This window comes from Shewanella sp. MF05956 (genome assembly GCF_059758055.1).
Map to the genome: position 1 here is coordinate 285783 of NZ_JCAYNV010000004.1, position 23417 is coordinate 309199.

Consider the following 23417-nt stretch of genomic DNA (forward strand, 5'->3'; position numbering starts at 1 on the left):
TTCATGGCTGTTTTTATACATCACATCTTCACGAAGTCGTTTTTTACTCCTTTGTGTAAATAAGCCTTGCTCTAGGAGCTTTGCACAGGCATAGTTGCTTTAACGTTGTAATGGTGTAGCGGTACAAAAATACAATATCACTGTGCAATACCTAAACATAAATCTATTAGTGACCTTTGGTCTGTCGTCAAAAGAGAGTATTAGTATGCAGCAAGATACGATTAACAATGTGCACATCAGTTCAGAGCAAGTTTTAGTCACTCCAGCAGAGTTAAAAAAAGAACTGCCACTCTCTACTCATGCTTATCAATATATTCTTAATGCACGTAAACAAGTCGCTGATATCGTGCATAAACGCGACAACCGTGTGCTCGTTGTGACCGGTCCTTGCTCTATTCATGATATCGATGCCGCCAAAGAATACGCATTAAAGCTGAAAAAACTCCATGATGAGTTAAGCGGTGAATTTTATATCTTAATGCGTGTCTATTTTGAAAAGCCGCGTACTACCGTGGGGTGGAAAGGATTAATTAATGATCCTGATATGGATGAGTCATTTGATGTTGAAAAAGGCTTAAGAATGGCACGTGAGTTAATGATTTGGCTTGCAGAGCTTGAGCTTCCCATCGCAACAGAGGCATTAGATCCCATTAGCCCGCAGTATTTATCTGAGCTCGTGACCTGGTCTGCCATTGGCGCAAGAACCACAGAATCTCAAACTCACCGCGAAATGGCATCAGGCCTTTCGATGCCAGTGGGCTTTAAAAATGGCACCGACGGGAAACTCGAGGTGGCCATTAATGCACTCAAGTCTGCAGCAAGCAGCCATCGCTTTATGGGTATTAATCAAGAAGGCCAAGTGGCATTACTACAAACGGCTGGTAATCCAGATGGACATATTATTTTACGTGGCGGTTCAACACCCAATTATGATGCGGTGAGTGTTGCACAAAGCGAAGCGCAAATTCACAAAGCAAAACTCAGTGCTCGTTTGGTCGTTGATTGTAGTCATGGAAACTCTTCAAAAGATCATTTGCGTCAGAAAAACGTTTGTGAAGACGTATTTAACCAGATTGAGACAGGTAATAAATCGATTATCGGTGTTATGCTTGAAAGTAACCTCAATGAAGGAAATCAGAGTTCAGATAAGCCATTAGCAGAGCTAAAATACGGTGTTTCTGTTACTGATGCATGCATTGATTGGGAAACCACTGAAACCATTTTAAGACAAGGCGCTAACCAGTTGTCTGCAGTGTTACCGAATCGATTCGATATGCTACAGGTTGCCAACGGTTAATGGATAATAATATGAACGAAAAGACGACGGCTGATCTTGAGAATTTACGCGACCTTATTGATGGTGTCGATCAGCAACTGTTGCATTTACTGCGTAAACGTCTTGATTTAGTTGCTCAAGTTGGTGCGGTAAAGCATTCTGCTGGCGTGCCAATTTATGCGCCTCAGCGCGAAGCATCAATGCTGGCGAAACGTCGTGCAGAAGCACAAAATATGAATGTGTCGCCACAACTTATCGAAGATATCTTGCGCCGATTAATGCGTGAGTCTTACTTGAATGAAAAAGATGTTGGCTTTAAGCAAGTTAAGCAAGATTTAGGGCATGTAGTCGTGGTTGGCGGCCAAGGTAAGTTAGGCCAGTTGTTTACCCAAATGCTGACGCTGTCTGGTTACAAAGTAAAAAGCATTGATAAGAATGACTGGCAAGATGCTAATGCTATTTTTGACGGGGCAGGCTTAGTGATTGTCACCGTGCCGATTAATGTTACCTGTGAAGTTATCCGCGAGAAATTAACCCAATTACCATCAAATTGTATTTTAGCAGACTTAACCTCTATTAAAGAAAAGCCGCTAGCAGCGATGCTAGCCGCCCATAAAGGCCCTGTAGTCGGTTTACATCCTATGTTTGGTCCTGATGTAGGTAGCTTAGCTAAACAAGTCGTGGTGGTCTGTCATGGTCGTCAACCGGAGGCTTACCAATGGTTATTGCAACAAATTGAGATTTGGGGCGCACGAATTGTTGAAGCTGAAGCTGAACGTCATGATAATGCGATGCAACTTGTTCAGGCAATGCGTCACTTTTCGACTTTTGTTTACGGTTTAAATCTGTGTAAAGAAGAAGCCGATATCGATAATCTATTACAGTTTAGCTCGCCTATTTATCGATTAGAGTTAGCTATGGTCGGCAGATTGTTTGCTCAAGATCCTGAACTTTATGCCGATATAATTTTTGCCCAACAAGGCAGCCAACATGCGATTAGTGATTATTTAGATAATTATCGTGATGCGCTTGCCATGCTTAAATCTGGTAATCGCCAAGAGTTTGTTACGCAATTTCAACGTGTCGCAAAATGGTTTGGTGATTTTGCGCCTCAGTTCCAACATGAAAGCCGTGCAATGTTACAATCAGTCAATGATATGAAGACAGGTTAATCATTTTTAATCGATCAAATTATTGCCAAACAATAACACAAAGCTTATGTTTAGCTAACGAGATGAACCGATTTTCGGGTTTATTCATCGTTAGCTAATATCTAAAAAACTTGCCTTCGGAGGAAACCCATGTCGATGACACCATCGCATATGCTACCTGTACAACAGGTTGAAGATAATTCCCTTGGGCATTTTCTTTACGGCTTAATGAGTGCTTTTCCACTATTTTTTGTTCCTGTGTTACTCAGCTTATGGCTTAACTTAATTCAAAAAAATGTTAATCCTGACTCCGTGCTTGGCAGCCATTTACGCTGGCAACGCATGAGTATTATCGGTTTGTGCCCATTTTTTATCGCGGGTTACTGGATTAGTCCATTATGGTTAAGTTTGCCGATGTATCTTGTCGGTGTCAGTTGGTTTAGTTACCGTATTTTCAAAGGCTGGATAAGCCTCAATGATGGGCTCGCAGTGTGATTTGTTGTTAAAGCCTAGATAACATTGGAATAAAAATGCCGAGAATTATCTCGGCATTTTTTATGGGCTTTAAACACACTTTAGACTTGATACAAACCATGAATAATGTCTGCCTGAGAAACATCATCTTGTTGCAGTAATACGATAGCATCAGCCTTAAGTTGTTTTACTGCGTTAGCATGAGTGCTTAATAATGCTAGATTGACGCAGAAGCTGGTATTAACTATCACAGGTAAGTGGCTACGCGATTTAACTTCCACCACGCCAGCTAAATCGAGGCTGAGCTGCTCTGGGTGAGTAAAACTTCTCACTCCTGATTCACATAATCCAAGTTGTTGATTGCCATGGCTGAGCACCGTATCAGCGGCTTGCAACCAATCGTCAATGCTTGCCATTGTGTTACGTTCTAATATGACCGGTAAATTAACGGATCCAATTAACGTTAACATGTCTGGGTTGTACATTTGTTTACCGGCCAGAATGATCATATCGGCTAATTGACTTGCCAAGGTGAACTCTTGCTCTTGATCAATTTGCATTATGCACAGTAGCCCTGCTTGTTCAATCACAAGGGCATGTTGCTTGAGCTGCTGTTCGCTCATTTGATTTTTTAAATCGTTAAGCAGTATTGCTTGAAAACCCGCTTCTTTAATTAGCTTAGCTTGCGTTGCTAGTACTGTGTTGTCTATTGGCAAATTAATCTGTTGTAGTGCGCTGAATTGACCTGCACCTAACTGCATATGCTGACAGACAAGCTGGGTATCCTGTGCCTTATAAGCTCGAGAATGTTTAGCTTGGCTACTCAATTGCACTTTAACCGGTTCCTGCTTAGAGCTGTCGGGTTCTATTAGCAGCTGAGCTTGTGATAGTTGCGTGGGCTTAACTGTTTCACACGGATAACAACCTAACACTTTGATAAAGCGTGTTAACCGCTCTAGCTCTTTAATCGCTTGTTGTACTTCCGTTGTGGCTAAGTTGCCATCTATGTCTAAATAGAACATTTCTTCCCATGGCGTACCAGGAATAGGGCGAGACTCAAGCTTACTCATGTTGAGATTATGGGCTTTTAATACTAATAGTGCTTCAACCAGAGCACCGGGCTTTTGCCCTGTAGCCATAATCAATGTTGTTTTAGCAGGCAATTGCGATGGCACTGCAGAGGCATTTCTGGCGACAACAATAAAACGGCTTTGATTTATTTTTTGGTTAGCTAAACCGTTTTCAAGTGCCACCAATTGATACAAAGCACCGCCTTCAGCACTGCCAATCGCGGCGACTGAGTTATTGCCGGCCTCAATGACTTTTGTCATTGCCTCAGCACTGCTCGAACAATATTCGAGTTTAATGTGCGGGTACTGGCTTAAATAACGGCTACATTGACTTATCGGCTGTGGGTGGGCATAAATCGTTTTGATATCAGCGAGCTTACAATCTGGTTTTGTCAGTAAGCAATGGCCAACTTCTATTGTCGTTTCACCGACAATGGATAAGGTTGTATGTTGCAAAACATCATACACTTCGTTTATTGAGCCTGATGAGGTGTTTTCTATCGGCAAAAAACCATAATCGGCATGTCCTGACTCAACAGCATTCACTATGTCATCAAAACTTTGACAGCCAAAATCAATCATTTCTACCTGACGACGGGAACAATAGCGTGTAGCCGCTAAATATGAATATGAACCTCTGGCACCTAAGTAAGCCACAGTATATTGCTGTTTTTGAGTGTCAGGATTTGCTCGGCCGTGCAAGTAGGTTTGTTGAAAGAGCACCGAATCCTCAATGATGCTTTGGTAAAGCGATATGACAAAATGTGCATCGAGCCCTTGATCACGCCCTTGCTGTACTAAGCGTTCTAGTAACTCTTTTTCCCGTTGAGTATCACGTATTGGTCTGACATCGATTTCTTTACTGCGCGCGACATTTAAGCTCAATTGACGACGTTTAGATAACAGTGCTAGCAGTGATTTATCTAACGCTGTTATTTGCTCACGAGTTTGACTTAACTCTGGTGGTTTTTGCATATTGACCTCAATGTAACGCGATTTACTGGCGTATCAAATAATACAGCAGTATACATAAGACAAAAAAGCCTCCCAGTGGGAGGCTTTAGAATTTTCATTTTCGTTTTTACACAGAAAATCCGCCTCCGAGGGTGGGCTGAATAAAAAAGAAAATAAAAAAACGGAATATTTTTGTGTTCATAGGGTAAAACTAAAGCCACTGCGTTAACCTGTCAATGTAATTCTACTCAACAAGATGTCATTATAGGCAAAAGAAAGCGCACCCGAAGGTGCGCTGGTGAAAGATAATTAACATCAAGCTGCGTTTTCCTCCTTATAGACATACTCAAATTCGCTTTCTGTGTCATTGGGTAATGATACGTGGCGTTGAGCCTGGGGTTTGTGAGTCAGGCGGTTTAGCTGTTTTTCCAGCTTTTGTCCCATTGCAGTAATCGCTGCGTATAGGTTTTCACTTTTCGCCTGGGCAAATAAATCTCCACTAGGTAATCCAACCGAAGCCTCAATTTTAAACAATTGCTTTTCTTGTGTGATAATAACGTGCGGATTAATTAACTGTATATCGTGTCGAGATAGTTTTTCTAATCTTCCTTTAATACGTTCGCGGATGAGGGCAGTGACTTCAAGTTGTTTGCTAGTGATTTTCAGCATATTTAGAACCTTCTTGTTGTTTGCTTAAGTTCAGATTACCAAGGTTAGCCATAAAAGTTGTGATCTAAATCACATTTCTGCAGGCTGTTAGTGTCGAGTGCAGCATATTTAACCCCTTAGACATTTTTGATAATTTATCGTTAAAATGTACTTGTATTACGTCGACGATAGGCCCATATTTGAATGGATAAGCAGTTCCTCAATTACCTTTTTTACCAATAAAAATCTAAAAAAACCTCTTCAGGGCAACATGTTTTCAGGATTTTCGCTTTAGCTGTACTTTCCCTATTTGTTTACCAAGAATTCTCTTTTGCTTACCAATAACTCCCTATTTAGCCGCAATACCTTTACCTAAATGATTTAAATCATTTTTTATTCGCTTATAATCGAGCAATAAGCAGCATGTTAAGAGTGATTATTAATGAGTATAGAACAACGTAAAATTAAGGTATGGGACTTTCCTACTCGTTTATTCCACTGGGTTATGGTGGCGCTATTGGGTGGATTATGGTGGACTGCTGATATTGGGGAGATGCAGTGGCACCAAGTGCTGGCTTATGTATTAATGACACTCATTGCGTTTAGATTGGTGTGGGGGTTTATTGGCAGTGATACGGCAAAATTTAGTCACTTTTTTGTCTCGCCTAAAAAAGTTATTCAGTATGCGGCCAGTCAACCGAAACCCTTATCCATTGGCCATAATCCTCTAGGAGGGTACATGGTATTTGCATTGCTAGGGTTATTAGCATTGCAATTGACTACTGGGTTATTTGCGACAGATGATATTTTTACTGAGGGCCCGCTGATACACCTCGTGTCGTCAGATACCGCCTCTTGGTTAACCTGGTTACATAAGACAAATTTTAATATTATTTTGGCTTTGGCAGCGATTCATATTTTGGCTGTAATAATACATGTTGTTAAAGGCGATAATATTCTAAAAGCGATGTTCAGCGGTTATAAGCAAGTCGGGGAGCATACCGCAAAGCCCAATCTACGCTCACCTTGGTTGGCTTTGGTTATTATTGCTGTCATTTTTGGTTTTATTTGGTGGCTATTGCTGGAGCCCGTGGTGAGTTTTTTATAAATAAAGAGAGTGTTGCTGGTTGTGAACAGTGAAAGCGAGCGAAAATGTTATTCTAATAAAGTAAGTCTGACAACCTGTAGATAAGTCTACCCTTGTTTTATGCACATCATCCTGAGCGTAAAACGCATGTAAAAAAGCCCATAATTTATGGGCTTTTCAAACGTTTAACTCGATTTAGATTGTGATAAAGACAGTCTTAATCTTTTTTGTATACGTCATGACAACCTTTACAGCTTTTACCTGTGTTAGCAAAAGCTTGTTTAATGAGGTTTTTGTCAGCAGATTTAGCTGCAACAGATAATGCCGCAGCGTTATCTTGAAATTCGGTCATTTTGCTGTCGAAATCTGCTTTGTCCTGCCAAATTTTAGCAAGTGCTTCGGTGTCGCCTTTATCAGAACCAGCGATAAAACCTTCGTGAGGCAGTTTAGATAGCGCTGCAACATTGTCTGCACGGCTGCTGAACACAGTCGCATCAAATGGCTTTTTACCTTTTAACATTGCACCCATGTCACCAAAATTATATGCAATCAAACCAAATGCAGATTGACGATATTCAATCGCGTCAGCAGGTTCTTCAAAGTTGTGGGCAAATGCGGCAGGGATTAATATTGCTGTCGCTGCAATAGCAAGTAATGTCTTTTTCATCATGATCCTTCTCTTCTTTCTAGTAATAGCACGGGTTCCATAGCACTTATTTAAGCCTGTTACACATATCATTATGAGAGTAAACGTGTAATCAGTCACAGTTTTATTCTACACAATTTTATTGCAAAAATGCGATTTGTTTTATCAAAGGTAATCAAGGCAGTATTTTGCAAAGTACTCAAGTTAATTGATACACTTGTACTGTTTCGGCATTACTACAAAGAGAATAAAAATTATGCGTGCCAACTGGAATTTAGTTGTAGATAAAATATTAACTCATGCAAATGATGAAGATCTATCAGTGTTGTTTCAATTATTGCTAACAGAAGAAGAGAGAAGCGCTGTGTCTGGCCGTTTACAGGTGTTCCAAACGTTACTTGCCGGAGAAATGAGCCAACGACAGATTGCCGCTGAAAATCAAGTGAGTATTGCCACCATTACACGTTGCTCAAATTATTTAAAGAATATGTCGCCAAGCCAGCGAGCCAAAGTCAGAAAGTTAATTCTAGATTAAGAGATTGGCTCTTTAGTGTGTTAAGCACTTACTGGCGGATGCTTTTAGGGTACTTATGGTGTCGGTAGCTTGAACGTCTCATCATTAAATAAACGCCGTAGGTGACTAAGCACAATGCAAATAATGTGCTTGAATCTCTTGGATAGAAACGGTAAAGACTGAGCGCTGAAAAAACATAAATAAAAGGCATCAGACCATACAAGGTTTCAGGAACTGCCCCAGGTTTACGCTTTCGCTTGGGATCTGTACGACGATTTTTTGAACGTAAGTTATAAACGTGGGCACCGTATAAGTAGACCACTATGGAAGCGACTAAAGCGTAGCTTGGCTCAAGTAAAAATAGGCTTACCGTGCCAACGATCATATAGCTGTAAGGTAGTAATTCGTATACGGGTTTGATTAACATAAGCACTCCGTCGCTATGTATTAATTCTTATATGGATAGACAATTAGTGAGGATCTTCACTACTTTGTTGTCCTTTACAGTAGTGGCGATAAGTCTGACTAATTGTGGTTACTTAACCTTGACTCAGGATATAAGGATGCACTTATGCTATTAAAAAATCAGCATGTTAATCCATCTCACTTTTAAGCCTGCCATTGGTTATGCTAATAAGGTTAATTGCCGCTGCAATAGCTAGCCTATCGTAAGTCGGTTCAACGCTGTTAGCTGAGCAAAGGATTGTTTGAAATGAGTTTATTATTCCTAGCATCCCTAGCTCATGTTATTTACGTGTTAATTATAACGTATAAAAAAAGGCACTGCCTAGAACTTAGACAATGCCTTGATGTTTTTTCAAACTTTCTAATGACGCAGAGAGGATTTATCTCAGCATTATTAGTGACAGCCGCAGCCGCCATTACCATCACAACCCGGTTTCTCAGAACCACAAGAGCCGTGTTCATGGTCGTGATCATGTCCGTGACTACCACAGCCGCCTTCAGCATGAACGTGCCCGTGAGCGAGTTCTTCTGCCGTTGCTTCACGTACTGCAATCACTTCTACACTAAAGTGTAATGCTTGACCTGCAAGTGGGTGGTTTCCATCTACAACAATCACATCATCTTTCACTTCAGTCACTTGCACAGGACGTTGTCCGAGCTCTGTTTCTGCAATAAAGCGCATGCCTGGAATAATGTCTTCAACGTCACCAAATGCGCTAATTGGAACTTCTTGTTTTAGGCCTGGGTGATATTCGCCGTAACCTTGAGCCGCAGGAATATCAGCTTCAATTTTTTCGCCGGCTTCTTTGCCTTCTAATACTGATTCGAGTCCTGGGATTAAGTTGTCTGTACCTTGCAAGTAAACCATTGGTTCACCATCAAAAGAACTTTCAATTAACTCGCCTTGCTCATCAGATAAACGGTAATGAATAGTGACCGCTGCATGTTTTGAAATTTTCATATCGCCTCCAATTCGTGATGTGCGCATCATACCGTACTTTATTAGCAGCCTGCGATGACAAACATCAGTTTTTGCTTATCCAATCACAGCTTTTTTAATTTTGTAAGCGACTTGTTAAAATATTTACGTTAATGATTAAAATAAATCAGCTTAATCAATCTAAGAACTGATGCTTAAGTCCATTATGCTGATATTCGTTAGGTAAGGTTTTTTCTACATAATTACATTTTCAAGGTGTCAGTATATGCTACTGAAAAATAATAGATTATCCTTTTTCATGCATCGATTTACGTTGACGTAAACAGGGTATCAATGAGTGGTTAGCTATTCCAATGTCGCTATTTTTAAATTATGAAATTCAAAAATAATATAAATCAACTCGTTTGTTAAAATAACTTGGAAATAAACTGTAAGCAGGGGTTGACAACTGTGGGCAAAAAAAGCAATTCTGTTACCCAATGTGTATCAGCTAATTCGGCAGCTTACTATTGTGTGTTGCTAAATGAAAACAAGAGATTATCAGATGTATACCCTTATGCTCGTTGTAATTACTACCATTACAACCACCACTATTACCATAGTGGGGGCGGGCTGATTACACCCTAAAAGATTTGTACAACAAGCCCGCTTCCCACAACAGAAGCGGGCTTTTTTGTTTTTAATTCAAGTATATTAAATTAATGTCGTCATTGTTTGGTGACAGGGAGAAGTAGATGAAGGTAATGAAATTTGGCGGAACGTCGCTGGCGAATTGGTCTCGTTTTTCAATGGCAGCAGATATTATTGCAGATTCTTCATCTGCTGAGCCTGTCGCTACGGTACTTTCAGCTCCTGCAACTGTGACAAATGCGTTACTCGAAATGGTTGATCTCGCGGTTAGCCAACAAGATTACCAACCTGTGTTAGAGCATATCAATCAGGTTTTTAACAGTTTATTTAACGAAGCGTCAGTGTCGTTACTGAATAAACCGCAGTACGAGATGTTAGTCGCTAAGTTAGCGGCGCAAATGCTCGTTTGGCAAGACAAGCTGCATGGGGTTAAGTTATTGGCTGAATGCCCTGACAGTGTTCGAGCCCAAATTGTTGTAACGGGTGAACGTTTGTCTGCAGCGCTAATGGAACAAGTCATGTTAGCTAAGGGGCTGACTTCGGCGCAATTAGATCCTGTTGCACTGTTTTTGGGACATGGTCAGCCTTTAGAGTCGGTTGTTGATATTTGCGTGAGTAAGCCGCGTTTTGCTGCCCTGCCGTTAGATCAATATCGTGTATGGGTGATGCCTGGCTTTACTGCCGCAGATGCGCACGGCAATGTGGTGACGTTAGGGCGTAACGGTTCAGACTATTCTGCCGCAGTACTCGCCGCTTGTTTAGATGCGTCAAGTTGTGAGATTTGGACTGACGTTGATGGGGTGTATAACACCGACCCTCGTGTCGTCGCTGATGCAAAACTGTTATCGCAATTAAGTTATCAAGAGGCGATGGAGCTGTCTTATTTTGGCGCTAAAGTATTGCACCCAAAAACAATCGCACCCATTGCGCAGTATCATATTCCTTGTTACATCAAAAATAGCTTCAATCCATCAGCTCCAGGCACGTTAGTGTCAAATGAGGCTGACCAAACAGGGTTACAAGTTAAAGCCATTTCAAATCTAGACAATCAAACCATGTTTAACGTATCAGGCCCAGGCATGAAAGGCATGGTGGGAATGGCGAGCCGTACGTTAGCCGCTATCTCTCGTAGTGGTATCTCTGTGTCATTGATTACTCAAAGTTCGTCGGAATACAGTATTAGTTTTTGTGTGGCGACTCATGATGCAAACAAAGCGAAATGGGCTTTAGAGCAAGAGTTTGAGCTTGAAATAAAAAATGAATTACTCGAACCCATCGAGCAGCGCCAAGACTTGTCGATAGTGTCACTTATCGGTGATGGTATGAAAACGCATAAAGGGGTAGCGGCTAAGTTTTTCAGTGCCTTAGCTAAAGCCAGCGTGAATATTGTGGCGATTGCCCAAGGCTCATCTGAGCGCTCTATCTCAACGGTTATTCAGCAAAAAAAGACCAAACATGCCATTGGTGCGTGTCATCAAGCCTTTTTTGATGTTCAACAATATGTAGATGTGTTTTTAGTGGGAAGTGGCAATGTTGGGGCTGGATTATTAGACCAAATAAAGCAACAAGCGGCCATGTTGAAAGAACAGCATATCAGTATTCGAGTCTGTGGCATCGCCAATTCGCGACAAATGCTACTCAATAGTGAAGGTATCGAGCTCAACGATTGGCAGACATTACTGGTAGAAAAAGGCCAAGATTATGACTTAGCCAAATTACTTGAGTGGGGTCAAGAACAGCAACTATTGAACCCAGTACTGGTTGATTGTACGTCAAGTGAATTGGTGTCAGACCGCTATATTGAAGTGATGAATGCCGGCTTTCATGTGGTAACGCCTAATAAGAAATCTAACACTCGTGACTATGCTTATTATCAGGCTCTGCGCCAAACTGCGTTAACCCAACGTCGTCAATTTTTATATGAAACGACTGTAGGTGCAGGTTTACCGGTTATCGATAATTTGAAAAAATTGCTTTATGCCGGTGATAAGTTGCATAAATTTAACGGCATTCTTTCGGGATCGTTATCGTATATATTCGGTATGCTCGATGAGGGTATGAGTTTATCTGAAGCAACAACAATTGCGCGTGAGAAGTGCTTTACTGAGCCTGATCCTCGTGATGATTTAAGTGGTATGGATGTCGCTCGTAAAGTGTTGATCCTTGCTCGTGAGGTCGGCTTACCACTTGAGTTAAGTGATATTAATATCGAATCTGTTCTACCTGCCACATTTGACGACTCAGGTGATGTAAACCAATTTATGGCTAAATTACCTTCATTGGATGCTGAAATATCAGCTCGCGTGAATGCAGCTAAAGCCCAAGGTAAAGTATTGCGTTATGTTGGCCAAATTGATGAAGGCCAATGTTATGTAAGAATTGTTGAGGTTGATGCAACCGATCCTTTATACAGTGTTAAAGGCGGCGAAAATGCACTGGCATTTTATAGTCGCTATTATCAGCCAATTCCGTTTGTTCTAAGAGGTTATGGTGCTGGTACAGCGGTAACTGCCGCAGGTGCATTTGCTGATGTACTCAGAACCTTAAATTGGACTCGTGAGGTTGGGCTATGAATCAAGCGGTAAAGGCCAGTCAAGAAATGCTTACCGTATATGCTCCAGCGTCAATGGGAAATGTAGGCGTTGGATTTGATTTATTAGGCGCGGCATTAGCCCCAATTGATGGTTCACTCCTAGGTGATAGAGTGATGATCAGTGTTGCAGACACGGGTGTACACTTTAGTCAAACAGGTGAATGGGCTCATAAATTACCACCCGAAGGTAAAGATAACATTGTGTATCAGTGTGCAGAGTTCTTTTTGAATAAACTGCAACGTAAAGATGGTGTGGCGATTTGTTTAGAAAAAAACCTCCCAGTAGGCAGTGGTTTAGGTTCTAGTGCAAGCTCTGTTGTGGCAGCTCTTTATGCGTTAAATGAACATTTCGGCAACCCATTTGGTGAGCAAGCTTTACTGGGATTAATGGGTGAATTTGAAGGTAAAATTTCCGGCAGTGTTCATTACGATAACGTTGCCCCCTGTTATTTGGGGGGCATGCAATTAATGCTCAATTCAAGCAATAAAGCCTGCGCGACTATTCCTAGCTTTGACAATTGGTATTGGGTGGTGGCTTATCCTGGTATTTCTTTATCTACCGCTAAAATGCGTGAGTTATTACCTGCAAAATATGATAAATCGGTCGCTATCGATTTTGGACGCTACTTAAGTGCTTTTGTACACGCGAGTTATCAGCAAGATGCACCATTGGCAATTGAAATGCTTAAAGATGTATTGGCAGAACCTTATCGTGCGGCGGCAATACCAGGTTATACCGATGCTCGAGCGGCATTGGCTGACTTAGGTATGTTAACGACCGGTATTTCGGGAAGCGGCCCAACGTTGTTTAGCGTTACAGACGATTTAGCCACGGCTGAAAAAGCCAAAGACTGGTTAATGCAACACTATATTTCACAGGCTGGCGGTTTTGCCCATGTGTGTAAATTAGATCAATTAGGTACCCGCTGCGTGTAACCGCAACTAGATATTATTTATTTGAAATTGAAAAAGGCAGTCGTAATGGAATTATATAATTTAAAACACCCATCACAGGTAGTAAATTTCAGTGAAGCAGTACAACTGGGATTAGGCAAAGACAGAGGGTTGTTTTTTCCAAAATCGATCCCTGTTTTAGCCGATATGGATGCCTTATTGGCATTGCCTTTTGCTGCAAGAAGCAAAAAAGTATTGGGTGCTTGGTTGGCCGATGAATTAGGTCAGGATAGCGTTGATAAACTTGTTGATAATGCGTTTACTTTTGATGTGCCGCTTACCAACGTTGACGAGAAGCGTGCTTGTTTAGAATTATTTCACGGCCCAACATTAGCATTTAAAGATTTTGGCGCTCGATTTATGGCTCAGTGTGTCAATTTACTTGCTGGTAATAAAAAGCTAACCATTCTCACTGCGACTTCGGGTGACACTGGTGCCGCAGTTGCTGACGCATTTTATGGTTTAGATAACGTCAATGTGATGGTGCTTTACCCAAAAGGTAAAATCAGTGAACTCCAAGAAAAAATGTTTACCACTCTAGGTAAGAATATTCACACCGTGGCGGTGACATCAGACTTTGATGCCTGTCAGCATTTAGTAAAACAAGCATTTGACGACAGTGATGTACGTGACGGATTAGCATTAAACTCGGCTAACTCTATTAATATTAGCCGTTTATTAGCCCAGATTTGTTATTACTTTGAAGCCGTGGCACAAGCCCAAAAAGCTGGTAATGATGAGATTGTTTTGTCCGTACCCAGCGGTAATTTTGGTAATTTAACGGCGGGTTTGTTTGCCAAAGCAATGGGATTGCCAATCAAACGTTTTATTGCTGCCACCAATAGTAATGATACGGTGCCTCGTTATTTGCAAGAGGGAGCATGGCAGCCACATAAAACGGTAGCAACTATGTCAAATGCGATGGATGTATCTGAACCAAGCAATTGGCCACGTGTTGAAGCCATATGTGAACAAATGGGTTGGCCGCTATCGTTAGTGACGGGCATTGCATTATCTGAAACAGATACCGCGGCCGCGTTAGCTCAACTGTATCAAGCGGGGTATCTTTCTGAGCCTCATGCGGCGATTGCAGCACATGCATTAACTTTGGGCTTAACAGGTAACGAAAGCGGAATATTTCTTGGTACAGCTCATCCTGCTAAGTTTAAAGATGTCGTAGATAAACAGTTATCTATTAATTTACCTTTACCACCAGAGTTAGCAGCAATTGCACACAAGCCTATTTTATCAGCTGAGTTTGCCGCGGATTTTGATGTGCTTAAAGCACATATGTTTAAGGTGCTAGCGTAATCCAGCAATACTATTTGGAGTGAAATACGCTCAAGATCTTCTCAATGCTAATATGATAAAACACTTAATACTCGGATGACTGGTGTTAGGTGTTTTTTTATATTCCAATAGTATGATCTTGGTCATACCTCATTTTGTAGATCCTAGTGTAGATTAGAAAAAACGAGAATGTTGGCTATTATTTATACATGAGTATTGATTACCGAAATGACTGGAGAAGGTTATGTTGCAACGTCTAATGCGCGATCATAAACATATTGCCATTTTGTTGAATATCCTTTCAGATAAATTGACTCGATTAGCCGATGGGAATGGGGTTAATTTCAATCTTGTCAGGGATATTGTTGAGTACATGCAAGGTTATGCAGAACACAGTCACCATCCCCTAGAGGATATTATTTTTGATTATTACAGCAATAAAGCTGGCTTAGCGAATTGTGGTCAATTATATAACGAGCATCATCGATTGGCTGAAGCATCTGGATCGCTTATCTACAGTTTGAATATGATTTTGTCTGATGTGGTTATTTCTCGTGAAAAACTGATAAAAGACTTAAAGGATTATATCCAATTGCAGCAATTGCATATGGAATATGAGGAACGGGAGGTTTTTCCGCTTTTTGTCAGTACGTTAGACGATAACGATTGGGACAGGGTTGCAATCTTATGTCAGCAGCGTTTAGTTGATGATCCGCTTTTTAATGATAATGATAAATCCATGTTTGAGGACCTGCGAGCTCACATCGACAGGGTTGATAAGCCTTTGTAACTCTAGCGACGGGTGTCGGAATAATAAAAAGAGCGCAATATGCACTCTTTTTGTGTGATGTTAGCGACAATCAAGGATTGTGCATTTGGATCATTAGAGCACTAATGTACTAACATCGAAATCGAATGAATCATCGATATCTTGCAATTCCTTGAGTAAACGTTGTTTGTCTTTAATGGCTTCAATTTCACGCCATTTACGTTTCTTGGACGAGCTTTTTGAGCGGCTTGGTCTTTCAACAACTTCGTCTAGCGCACCACCATAGTCTAATCGATCCATGGTAACCTCCCTTGTTATTATGATGTCTCTGCACAAATAAGTATCATATTTCAACTATAGGGTGCAACACTTGTGTTGCATTTACGTTACCAAAACATCACGTTTTAGTGAATATCGACTATATACAACAATAAAACACAGGTTTTACCTAGTTATATTCGATTTTCGTTAATTAAAATAATCACTTGAAGATGAGTTTTTGCCGTTATTTCGATGCGCTGAAATACGTTATCTGAACAGTTTTAACATTGAGATTTAAATGGTGCATTATTCGGTTTGTTTTTTGCTTACAGCACGCTTACAGTTTATTGGATGTCATGAGGCTGGCTGATATTTACAGATGTTTTGTGGTCGAAGTTCGGAGGGGCGTTAGTGCAAGCTAATAAAAATGCCGCTCAGATTAAGTGAGCGGCATTATTCATTCACAGCAAAAAGATAAGCAAACCTGCGAGTTAAAGTTTACCTTGACGATAAATATTCACTAATGCATTACTCGATGCGTCTAACTCTGTTGCATCTTGCTTAGCACCAATTCGCTCGAGTACATCATTGCCTAGCTGTTTACCGAGCTCAACACCCCATTGATCAAATGAGTTTATTTGCCATATTGCACCTTGTACGAATGTACGGTGTTCGTATAGCGCAATTAACGCACCTAACGTTGTAGGGGTTAGCTTGTCCATCAATAAGGTATTGCTTGGCTTATTGCCTGACATGACTTTATGTTTGGCGATAAGCGCTTTTTCTTGATCATCAAGCTTACTGCTACCTAGCTCAGATAATGCTTCATCATAAGTACGCCCTTGCATTAATGCTTGGGTTTGACCAAAGCAGTTTGATGCAAGTTGATCATGATGCTCGCCCAAAGGATTATGGCTTTGCAGTGGCATAATAAAGTCAGCAGGAATTAATGCCGTACCTTGGTGTAGCAACTGGTGATAGGCGTGTTGACCATTGGTCCCTTCGCCGCCCCAAATAACAGGGCCAGTACTGTAATCTACTTCGCTACCATCAAGAGTGACAGACTTACCGTTACTTTCCATATCTAGCTGTTGGAAGTAGGCGGGTAAACCACGTAAATAATGGTCATAGGTTAAAATTACATGTGATTGAGCACCATGGAAATTACCATATAGCACAGATAACATCGCCATGATGACAGGCATATTTTGTGCTAACGGAGCCGATGCAAAGTGTTCATCCATTTGATGAGCACCATCGAGCAAGGCTTTGAAGTTATCCATGCCGACAAGTAACGCAATAGGCAAACCAATTGCAGACCATAATGAGTAACGGCCACCAACCCAATCCCACATTGGGAAAATGTTGTTTGCATCCATACCGAAATCAGTCGCTTTAGCTACGTTAGATGTAACCGCTACAAAGTGTTGAGCAATATCTTGCTGCGTTGCACCTTGTGCTAAAAACCACTCTTTTGCGCTTAATGTATTTGTTAGCGTTTCTTGAGTGCCAAATGACTTAGATGACATAACAAATAACGTGGTTTCGGCATTTAAACCTTTAAGCTTCTCACAAATGGATGATGCATCAACGTTGGCAACAAAGTGACAATTAAGCCCCGCTTGCCAATATGGTCTTAGTGCTTGAGAGACTATCTTCGGCCCAAGAAATGATCCGCCAATGCCAATACTCACAATGTCAGTAATTGATTTGCCGGTATAGCCTTTCCATTGACCAGATTGCACTGATTCAACAAATCCAGCCATCTTACTCAAGGTTTGCTGTACCTCTGGTACGATATCAGCGCCTTCAGCTATGATTTTTTGATCAGCTTTGCTTCTAAGAGCGGTGTGCAATACTGAACGCTGCTCAGTATTGTTAATCACGTCGCCTTTAAACATCGCGGTAATTTTTTCGCTTAAGTTTGCTTCATTCGCCAGTGAAAAAAGTAGCTCAAGTGTGTCATCGTTGATACGGTTTTTAGAATAATCTAAAAATAGTCCACATGCTTTAACACTCATTTGCTCGAAACGTTGTGGGTTTTGAGCAAAGAGTTCACGCATATGGGGCAACTGGCTTGTATGAGCCTGTAATGCTTTCCACGTCGTACTTTGAGTGAGTTTTGTCACGAGTAAAATCTCCAACTAGCTTAATTTGGTTTTTAACATCACTTCTAGTTTGCCTTGGTCAATAGCAAAGTTACGAATACCTTCGGCCAATTTGTCTACGGCCATTGGATCTTCGTTAAATGCCCAGCGGAACTGTTCTTCAGTTAATGCTGTTGGTGCTGCAACGGTTGATGTTGTAGCAACAAGCTTACGGCTAATCGTTACATCACTGTTTGCCAATTCTTCTAAAAGTGCAGGGCCAATGGTTAAGCGATCACAACCAGCCAGCTCAATAATTTCACCGATGTTTCTAAAGCTTGCACCCATCACAACTGTGTTGTAACCGTGTTGCTTGTAGTAGTCATAGATTTCTGTCACAGAAACAACACCAGGGTCGGTTTGAGCGGTGTAATCTTGACCAGTGTCTTTCTTATACCAATCTAAAATACGACCAACAAAAGGAGAAATAAGATAAACACCGGCTTCAGCACAGGCTCTTGCTTGGGCAAAGCTAAATAGTAAGGTTAAGTTACAGTTAATACCTTCTTGTTCTAGCTCTTTTGCTGCGCAAATGCCTTCCCAAGTTGAAGCCAACTTAATTAAAATGCGAGATTTGTCGATACCCGCTTCTTTGTAAAGCTTGATTAGCTTATGCGCTTTATCAATTGAACGTTGTTTATCAAAAGACAGACGAGCATCAACTTCTGTAGAAATACGGCCTGGTACTATTTTTAAAATTTCAACACCGATATTTACCGCGAGCTTATCACCGGCATCTTCAACTTGTTGATCGATATTGCTGCTCTGTGTTTTAGACCATGCAATGGCATCATCAATAAGCGGTGCATATTCTGGAATTTGAGATGCTTTTAAGATTAATGATGGGTTGGTGGTCGCATCTTCAGGCTGATAACGCTTTATTGCTTCTATGTCGCCGGTATCAGCAACGATGGTAGTGAATGATTTGAGTTGCGCGAGTGTGTTAGCCATGAAAATTTCCTCTCGGTAAGCAATTAATATAGAACTATATCTTTATTAGAAGCGATTTTAAGGATTATTCCAACTTAATTTGTAAAAAAATTACGAAATAACCTCTGTTTTTCGCTCGATTTCGGCTGATATTGTTGCTAAATAGACAGAATTGGTTAACCAAATAGAAAGGGGTTTGCAACTCAATCACTGCAACGTCAGTGGATATCACTGTTTTACGAAATTTAGGTTGTTCTGAAAATAAAAAAGCCGCTGCAAGCAGCGACCTTTAAAGTGTAGCGTAATATTGTAACTATTAACGCATTACTGGACGTTTTTCAGTACCAGTAACAATCGCTTCGATGCGACGGTTAACACGGTTAGCTTCAGCTGAGCTACCTTGCATAACTGGTTTAGTTACGCCATAACCCATAGAGCTGATACGAGTACTGTTGATACCGTACTTAGTATTTAATGAGTTTGCAACGGCTACTGCACGACGCTCTGAAAGCTTCATGTTGTAAGCAGCTTTACCTACGTTAGACGCGTGGCCTTCGATAGATACAGTGTGCTGTGGGTATTTAGTTAAGTGGTCTGCTAGTTTTTCTAAATCAGCAAATGAACCTGCACGGATTTCAGCTGAATCATTAGCAAATAAAATGCCACCTAAGTCATACTTAGTAGTAACGTTTTCGTAAACAGTACAACCAGTAGCATCAACTTTATGAGTCATTGGTGTGTCTGGACACTTGTCGATGTTGTTTGTTACACCGTCTTTGTCAGCATCGCCAGGAGCGGCAACAACAGCAGCTACAACAGGAGCCGCGGCAACAGGAGCTGCAGCAGCAGTACCAAAGCGATAGCTTAATGCTAATCCCCAGTAGTTACTGTCCATTTGTAAATTGTTTAATACCTTAGCGTCCATGTTTTCATAACGACGGTATTTTGCTTGAAGCTTAAGATTGTCAGTAAAGTTATAACCAACACCAGCGCCAAGGAATAAAGCAATTCCTGAGTCGCTTAAATTCACGCCGTTAAATTTCTGGTCATTTTCTAGGATATAGCTGTAGGTACCTACTTCTGATGAAAGGCTCCATTTGTCAGCTATAGGATGAAAACCTACGATACCAACGCTAACACCTGAAGCGCCAACATCATATTTGCGGTTATCATTACCAGTCCAATCAGCGTTACCTAAATCACGGTAACCTAATTCAATACCGATATATTCATTAAATAAGTAACCACCAAACACATCCCAAGCATATGGGTCATCGTCACCACATGTTAGTGCGTTGTCGCAATTTTGTTGATAATCGTTAATACCTAAACCACCACCAACATACCAAGGCGTTAGGCCTTCAGCTGCAGAAGCTGCGAAAGGTAACATAGAGGTGAGTAATACTACTTTTAATGTGTTCTTCATCATATTTTTTTAGTCCATTGTTATTTTACTCCACCATACATGCATGTAACGGAGTTGTTAGGGTCATGCATTACTGACACTTAGCGTGGTGATTCTTTGTAATATAGTCAGCGGCGCAATTATGGGCTGTAATTAGATGTTTTTCCATAGTAAAAAGGATTAATATTTTGTAATGGTGAATTAAAAACCACAGTTGAAATGATGATGTTGAAACGAAAAACCAAATAAAAACAATTGGTAACGATGATTGTTTAGAATCTCGGGTGATTGAAAAATAATTGTAAATATCGTCTTTATTTTTAATAAGTTACTCAAAGACACCTTAATTTATCGATATCTTTGGTATTTGTAAAAAAAAATACGCCATTAAGGCGTATTTTTATTAGTAATAAAGACTCAAATTAACGCGTCCAAACCCAGTTTTCAATTTCTTCAGGATCTACACCGTTAGCTTTAATGTAGTTCTTATGGTCAACCAGACGTTGCAACATGTCGGTAGTGATGGTCACATGTTGTGATTCATCAATTACGCCTTGCTGGAACAATTTGTACGCCATATCGATAACTAAGTGGTAGCGAGATGTTCCGTTACGTACACCCATATCAAATGGTGTCGTTGTTGAACCTTCTTCTTCATAACCTTTAATGCGGAAACGACGGTTACCTTTATAGTCAAATACTAACTTTTTGATGGTATTTGGATATCCATGGTAGTTAAAGACAACGCCTTTATCTTCAGTGAATACTTCATCCATCATCCAAGGCTTGCTTTGGAACTCAAGGCTGCCTAAACCACTGCTGTGTAGCTCTGATACACTGACGAAACGGATACGTACACGTGGTAATATTTCACGAATGAGTACCAGTGAAGCCATACATTCTTGAGTCGCGTAATCACCGCAGCCTGCTAAAACAACATCAGGATTATTATCAGATGCAAAATCCCACACCATCATGCCGTCTTTCGCTTGCTTACGGGCTTCATCAAGTGACAACCATTGTGGTAGTGACTTTTTACCCGCAACAATGATGTTCAATTTATCACGATCGGCATACGCTTTTTCGGTATAAACTAAGGTGCTGTTAGCATCTGCTGGTAAATAAGCAGAGATAATGTTTGGGTGCTTCTCAAGCATAGCGCCTAGGAAAGACGGATTTTGGTGAGAATAACCGTTGTGATCTTGACGTTCTAGTAACGAAGACAGTACCACGTTACAGGCTGGAATTGGCTTACGGAAATGGATGTCTTGGCTAGCATGCACATACTTACAGTATTGGTCAGCCATTGAAGATACAACTTGAGAGAACGCCTCATAAGTTGGGAACATACCGTGACGGCCTGTTACTGTGTATCCGTGTAGCATACCAAAAAGTAAGTTTTCAGATAGCAACTCAATGACACGACCGTCGCGAGACATATCTTCATCCCAGCTCTCAATTGGCCACTGCCAAGCGCGGTCTGTTTCTTCAAATACAGCTTGTAACTGGTTTGAGTAAGTTTCGTCAGGGCTGAAGATACGCAAGTTGCGTTGATCGCGGTTTAGTTTGAATGCATCACGCATCCATTGACCCATTTTTAACATTGAGAAACCACGTTGACCACGAGGGGTTTCTGCACCATAACCTAATTTAGTTAAATCAGGGTTAGCGAGTGCACGCACTACTTCACCACCGTAGCTTAGACGTTGACGGCCACAGCATAAGTCTTTTGGCGGTACTAATGATAAAATGTCTTTATCAAATACTAATTCGCCATCAGCGGTAGTTTGCACTAGTTCATCAAACTTATAGCTTGCTAACCATTGATCCAGTGCATCTAAATGACCTTTGTCGGTTGCACAGTTATTGACGATAACTTGGTGAGATTCGCAGTTACCTTCAAGCTTTTTACCTGCATATTCAGAAGTACCGGTCCAACCTTTCGCAGTTCTCATTAAGATAACTGGCCAGCGTGGCTTAACAACATCTTCGCCAGAACGAGCACGACGTTGAATATCGGTAATCATGTCATAAGATAAATCCATCGCAGCGATCATCTGTTCATAGATGTCGGCTTCTAGTTCATCGTCAACAATGATTGGGTGGTAACCAAGACCACGGAATTCTAAATCAAGTTCTTCATGGCTCATACGACCCATACGAGTAGGACCTGAAATTTTGTAGCCGTTGATATGAACGATAGGTAGAACTGCGCCGTTATGCTCAGGAGAGACTAAACGGTTTGCATACCAAGATGCCGCGAGTGGGCCAGTTTCTGCTTCGCCATCACCAATTAAACAGGCTGCGATAAGGTTAGGGTTATCGAGTACAGAACCCCAAGCGACAGACAATGAATAACCAAGTTCACCACCTTCAAGGATTTGTCCAGGGGCTTCTGGGTTAGCGTGTGATGGGTAACCATATGCCGCTGAGAATTTTTTACAGATATCTTCGATGCCTGTTTCTGTAAACGGGATCGTATCTGGATAAAAATGGCTTAAAGAACCTTCCATAAATAAGTTTGCTTGAACAGCAGGGAAGCCATGGCCAGGACCAACAAGGTAAATGAATTCACGATTATGTTTAACAATAAGGCGGTTAACGTTAGCGTAGACAAAGTTGATACCAGGACATGTTCCCCAGTGCCCAAGAAGGCGAGGTTTAATGTCTGTATGCTGTAAAGAACGTTTGTAAAGTACGTTTTGCTTTAGATAAATTTGTGAAGTAGCAAGGAAGTTAGTTGCTCTTACATATTTTTTTAGCGCTGTGATCTCATTTGAGTTAGTCATAGTGACCTCGATTAAAAGTGAAAATATTTAATTAACTTTCTTGGGGAACACTGTATTCGTAATTTAGTTACAATAATGTGGCCTTTATCTAACTTTTGAGTAATGAATTTGATGTTAGATCGCACTTTTAACCATTACCGGGCTAACTGCTTGAAATTTAGTAACGATTTATCGACGCTTTATGAATAGAGCATTAATAACAGAAATGTTAAAGTGTGACTGGGGTCACTTGCGGTCTTTTGTTTTATTTGTGTTATCTGAACGTATCATTTACTTAAGTAAAATATCTGGTAGGTAACATGCTTTTAGCATTCAAGAACCTCACAAAACAATCCCTATGAATATGCATCCTTTAGCTTTTATAATGACTAATTAATGTTGATATTTTTAAACGGTAAAACGTTTAACGCAAAACAGTTTGCAC

At 40.8% G+C, this 23417-nt stretch carries 19 protein-coding genes and 1 other annotated feature; of the genes, 9 read left to right on the forward strand and 10 right to left on the reverse strand.

The annotated features are described in order from the left end of the window. The first annotated feature begins 205 nt into the window (after window positions 1–205). From AC19MX_RS06705 to AC19MX_RS06715, 3 genes are all read left to right on the forward strand, one after another. Complete coding sequence (locus tag AC19MX_RS06705) at window positions 206–1297, forward strand: 3-deoxy-7-phosphoheptulonate synthase (RefSeq protein WP_498297205.1); 1092 nt, start codon at window positions 206–208, stop codon at window positions 1295–1297. Window positions 1298–1308: 11 nt separating this feature from the next. After that, entirely contained in the window at window positions 1309–2448 is a 1140-nt protein-coding gene (gene tyrA, locus AC19MX_RS06710; protein WP_432399297.1) for a bifunctional chorismate mutase/prephenate dehydrogenase, read from the forward strand. 135 nt (window positions 2449–2583) lie between these two features. Continuing rightward, entirely contained in the window at window positions 2584–2922 is a 339-nt protein-coding gene (locus tag AC19MX_RS06715; RefSeq protein WP_432399296.1) for a hypothetical protein, read from the forward strand. Window positions 2923–3002: 80 nt separating this feature from the next. Here the strand turns inward: AC19MX_RS06715 and AC19MX_RS06720 are convergent, their stop codons facing one another. Both AC19MX_RS06720 and hpf read right to left on the reverse strand, forming a co-directional pair. Continuing rightward, window positions 3003–4946, reverse strand: coding sequence for a chorismate mutase (locus tag AC19MX_RS06720; protein WP_498297206.1), 1944 nt, complete (start codon window positions 4944–4946; stop codon window positions 3003–3005). A 58-nt stretch (window positions 4947–5004) separates the two neighbouring features. Then, window positions 5005–5125: a sequence feature (Phe leader region), on the reverse strand. A 115-nt stretch (window positions 5126–5240) separates the two neighbouring features. Beyond that, window positions 5241–5594, reverse strand: coding sequence for a ribosome hibernation-promoting factor, HPF/YfiA family (gene hpf, locus AC19MX_RS06725; protein WP_498297207.1), 354 nt, complete (start codon window positions 5592–5594; stop codon window positions 5241–5243). 421 nt (window positions 5595–6015) lie between these two features. Here hpf and AC19MX_RS06730 point away from each other — a divergent pair, with 421 nt between their 5' ends. Continuing rightward, on the forward strand, window positions 6016–6681 hold the full coding sequence (locus tag AC19MX_RS06730) for a cytochrome b/b6 domain-containing protein (RefSeq protein WP_498297209.1): 666 nt from the start codon (window positions 6016–6018) through the stop codon (window positions 6679–6681). 196 nt (window positions 6682–6877) lie between these two features. On the opposite strand, the gene AC19MX_RS06735 is transcribed toward AC19MX_RS06730, so the two are convergent. Next, window positions 6878–7327, reverse strand: a complete 450-nt coding sequence (locus AC19MX_RS06735; RefSeq protein ID WP_498297262.1) for a c-type cytochrome — start codon at window positions 7325–7327, stop codon at window positions 6878–6880. Between the two features lie 235 nt (window positions 7328–7562). On the opposite strand from AC19MX_RS06735, the gene trpR reads away from it, so the two are divergent. Then, window positions 7563–7841, forward strand: a complete 279-nt coding sequence (gene trpR / locus AC19MX_RS06740; protein ID WP_498297210.1) for a trp operon repressor — start codon at window positions 7563–7565, stop codon at window positions 7839–7841. Window positions 7842–7869: 28 nt separating this feature from the next. Here trpR and AC19MX_RS06745 read toward each other — a convergent pair whose 3' ends face one another. Together AC19MX_RS06745 and slyD are read right to left on the reverse strand one after the other, a co-directional pair. Next, window positions 7870–8247 (reverse strand): hypothetical protein, encoded by a 378-nt coding sequence (locus AC19MX_RS06745; protein WP_432399292.1) that lies wholly within the window; start codon window positions 8245–8247, stop codon window positions 7870–7872. Window positions 8248–8679: 432 nt separating this feature from the next. Further along, on the reverse strand, window positions 8680–9246 hold the full coding sequence (gene slyD, locus AC19MX_RS06750; RefSeq protein WP_432399291.1) for a peptidylprolyl isomerase: 567 nt from the start codon (window positions 9244–9246) through the stop codon (window positions 8680–8682). 713 nt (window positions 9247–9959) lie between these two features. Between slyD and thrA the strand changes: the two genes are divergently transcribed. From thrA to AC19MX_RS06770, 4 genes are all read left to right on the forward strand, one after another. Beyond that, on the forward strand, window positions 9960–12428 hold the full coding sequence (thrA, locus tag AC19MX_RS06755; protein ID WP_498297211.1) for a bifunctional aspartate kinase/homoserine dehydrogenase I: 2469 nt from the start codon (window positions 9960–9962) through the stop codon (window positions 12426–12428). Continuing rightward, complete coding sequence (thrB, locus tag AC19MX_RS06760; RefSeq protein ID WP_498297212.1) at window positions 12425–13384, forward strand: homoserine kinase; 960 nt, start codon at window positions 12425–12427, stop codon at window positions 13382–13384. The genes thrA and thrB overlap by 4 nt, the downstream gene beginning before the upstream one ends. A gap of 45 nt (window positions 13385–13429) precedes the next feature. Continuing rightward, the gene (gene thrC, locus AC19MX_RS06765; RefSeq protein WP_498297214.1) at window positions 13430–14713 is read left to right on the forward strand and encodes a threonine synthase; all 1284 of its coding nucleotides are present in this window, start codon (window positions 13430–13432) and stop codon (window positions 14711–14713) included. A 223-nt stretch (window positions 14714–14936) separates the two neighbouring features. Continuing rightward, window positions 14937–15482 (forward strand): hemerythrin domain-containing protein, encoded by a 546-nt coding sequence (locus tag AC19MX_RS06770; RefSeq protein ID WP_498297215.1) that lies wholly within the window; start codon window positions 14937–14939, stop codon window positions 15480–15482. A gap of 93 nt (window positions 15483–15575) precedes the next feature. Here AC19MX_RS06770 and AC19MX_RS06775 read toward each other — a convergent pair whose 3' ends face one another. The 5 genes from AC19MX_RS06775 to AC19MX_RS06795 all read right to left on the reverse strand — a co-directional run bounded on the left by AC19MX_RS06775 (window position 15576) and on the right by AC19MX_RS06795 (window position 22993). Further along, window positions 15576–15761 (reverse strand): DUF3545 family protein, encoded by a 186-nt coding sequence (locus AC19MX_RS06775; RefSeq protein ID WP_160053078.1) that lies wholly within the window; start codon window positions 15759–15761, stop codon window positions 15576–15578. A 452-nt stretch (window positions 15762–16213) separates the two neighbouring features. Then, entirely contained in the window at window positions 16214–17851 is a 1638-nt protein-coding gene (gene pgi / locus AC19MX_RS06780; RefSeq protein WP_498297217.1) for a glucose-6-phosphate isomerase, read from the reverse strand. Window positions 17852–17866: 15 nt separating this feature from the next. Further along, window positions 17867–18820, reverse strand: coding sequence for a transaldolase (tal, locus tag AC19MX_RS06785; protein ID WP_498297218.1), 954 nt, complete (start codon window positions 18818–18820; stop codon window positions 17867–17869). 295 nt (window positions 18821–19115) lie between these two features. Next, on the reverse strand, window positions 19116–20228 hold the full coding sequence (locus AC19MX_RS06790) for an OmpA family protein (protein WP_432399284.1): 1113 nt from the start codon (window positions 20226–20228) through the stop codon (window positions 19116–19118). Window positions 20229–20626: 398 nt separating this feature from the next. Next, window positions 20627–22993 carry a phosphoketolase family protein gene (locus tag AC19MX_RS06795; RefSeq protein ID WP_432399283.1) on the reverse strand — a complete coding sequence of 789 codons (2367 nt, stop codon included), beginning with the start codon at window positions 22991–22993 and terminating at the stop codon, window positions 20627–20629. Window positions 22994–23417: the final 424 nt, after the last annotated feature.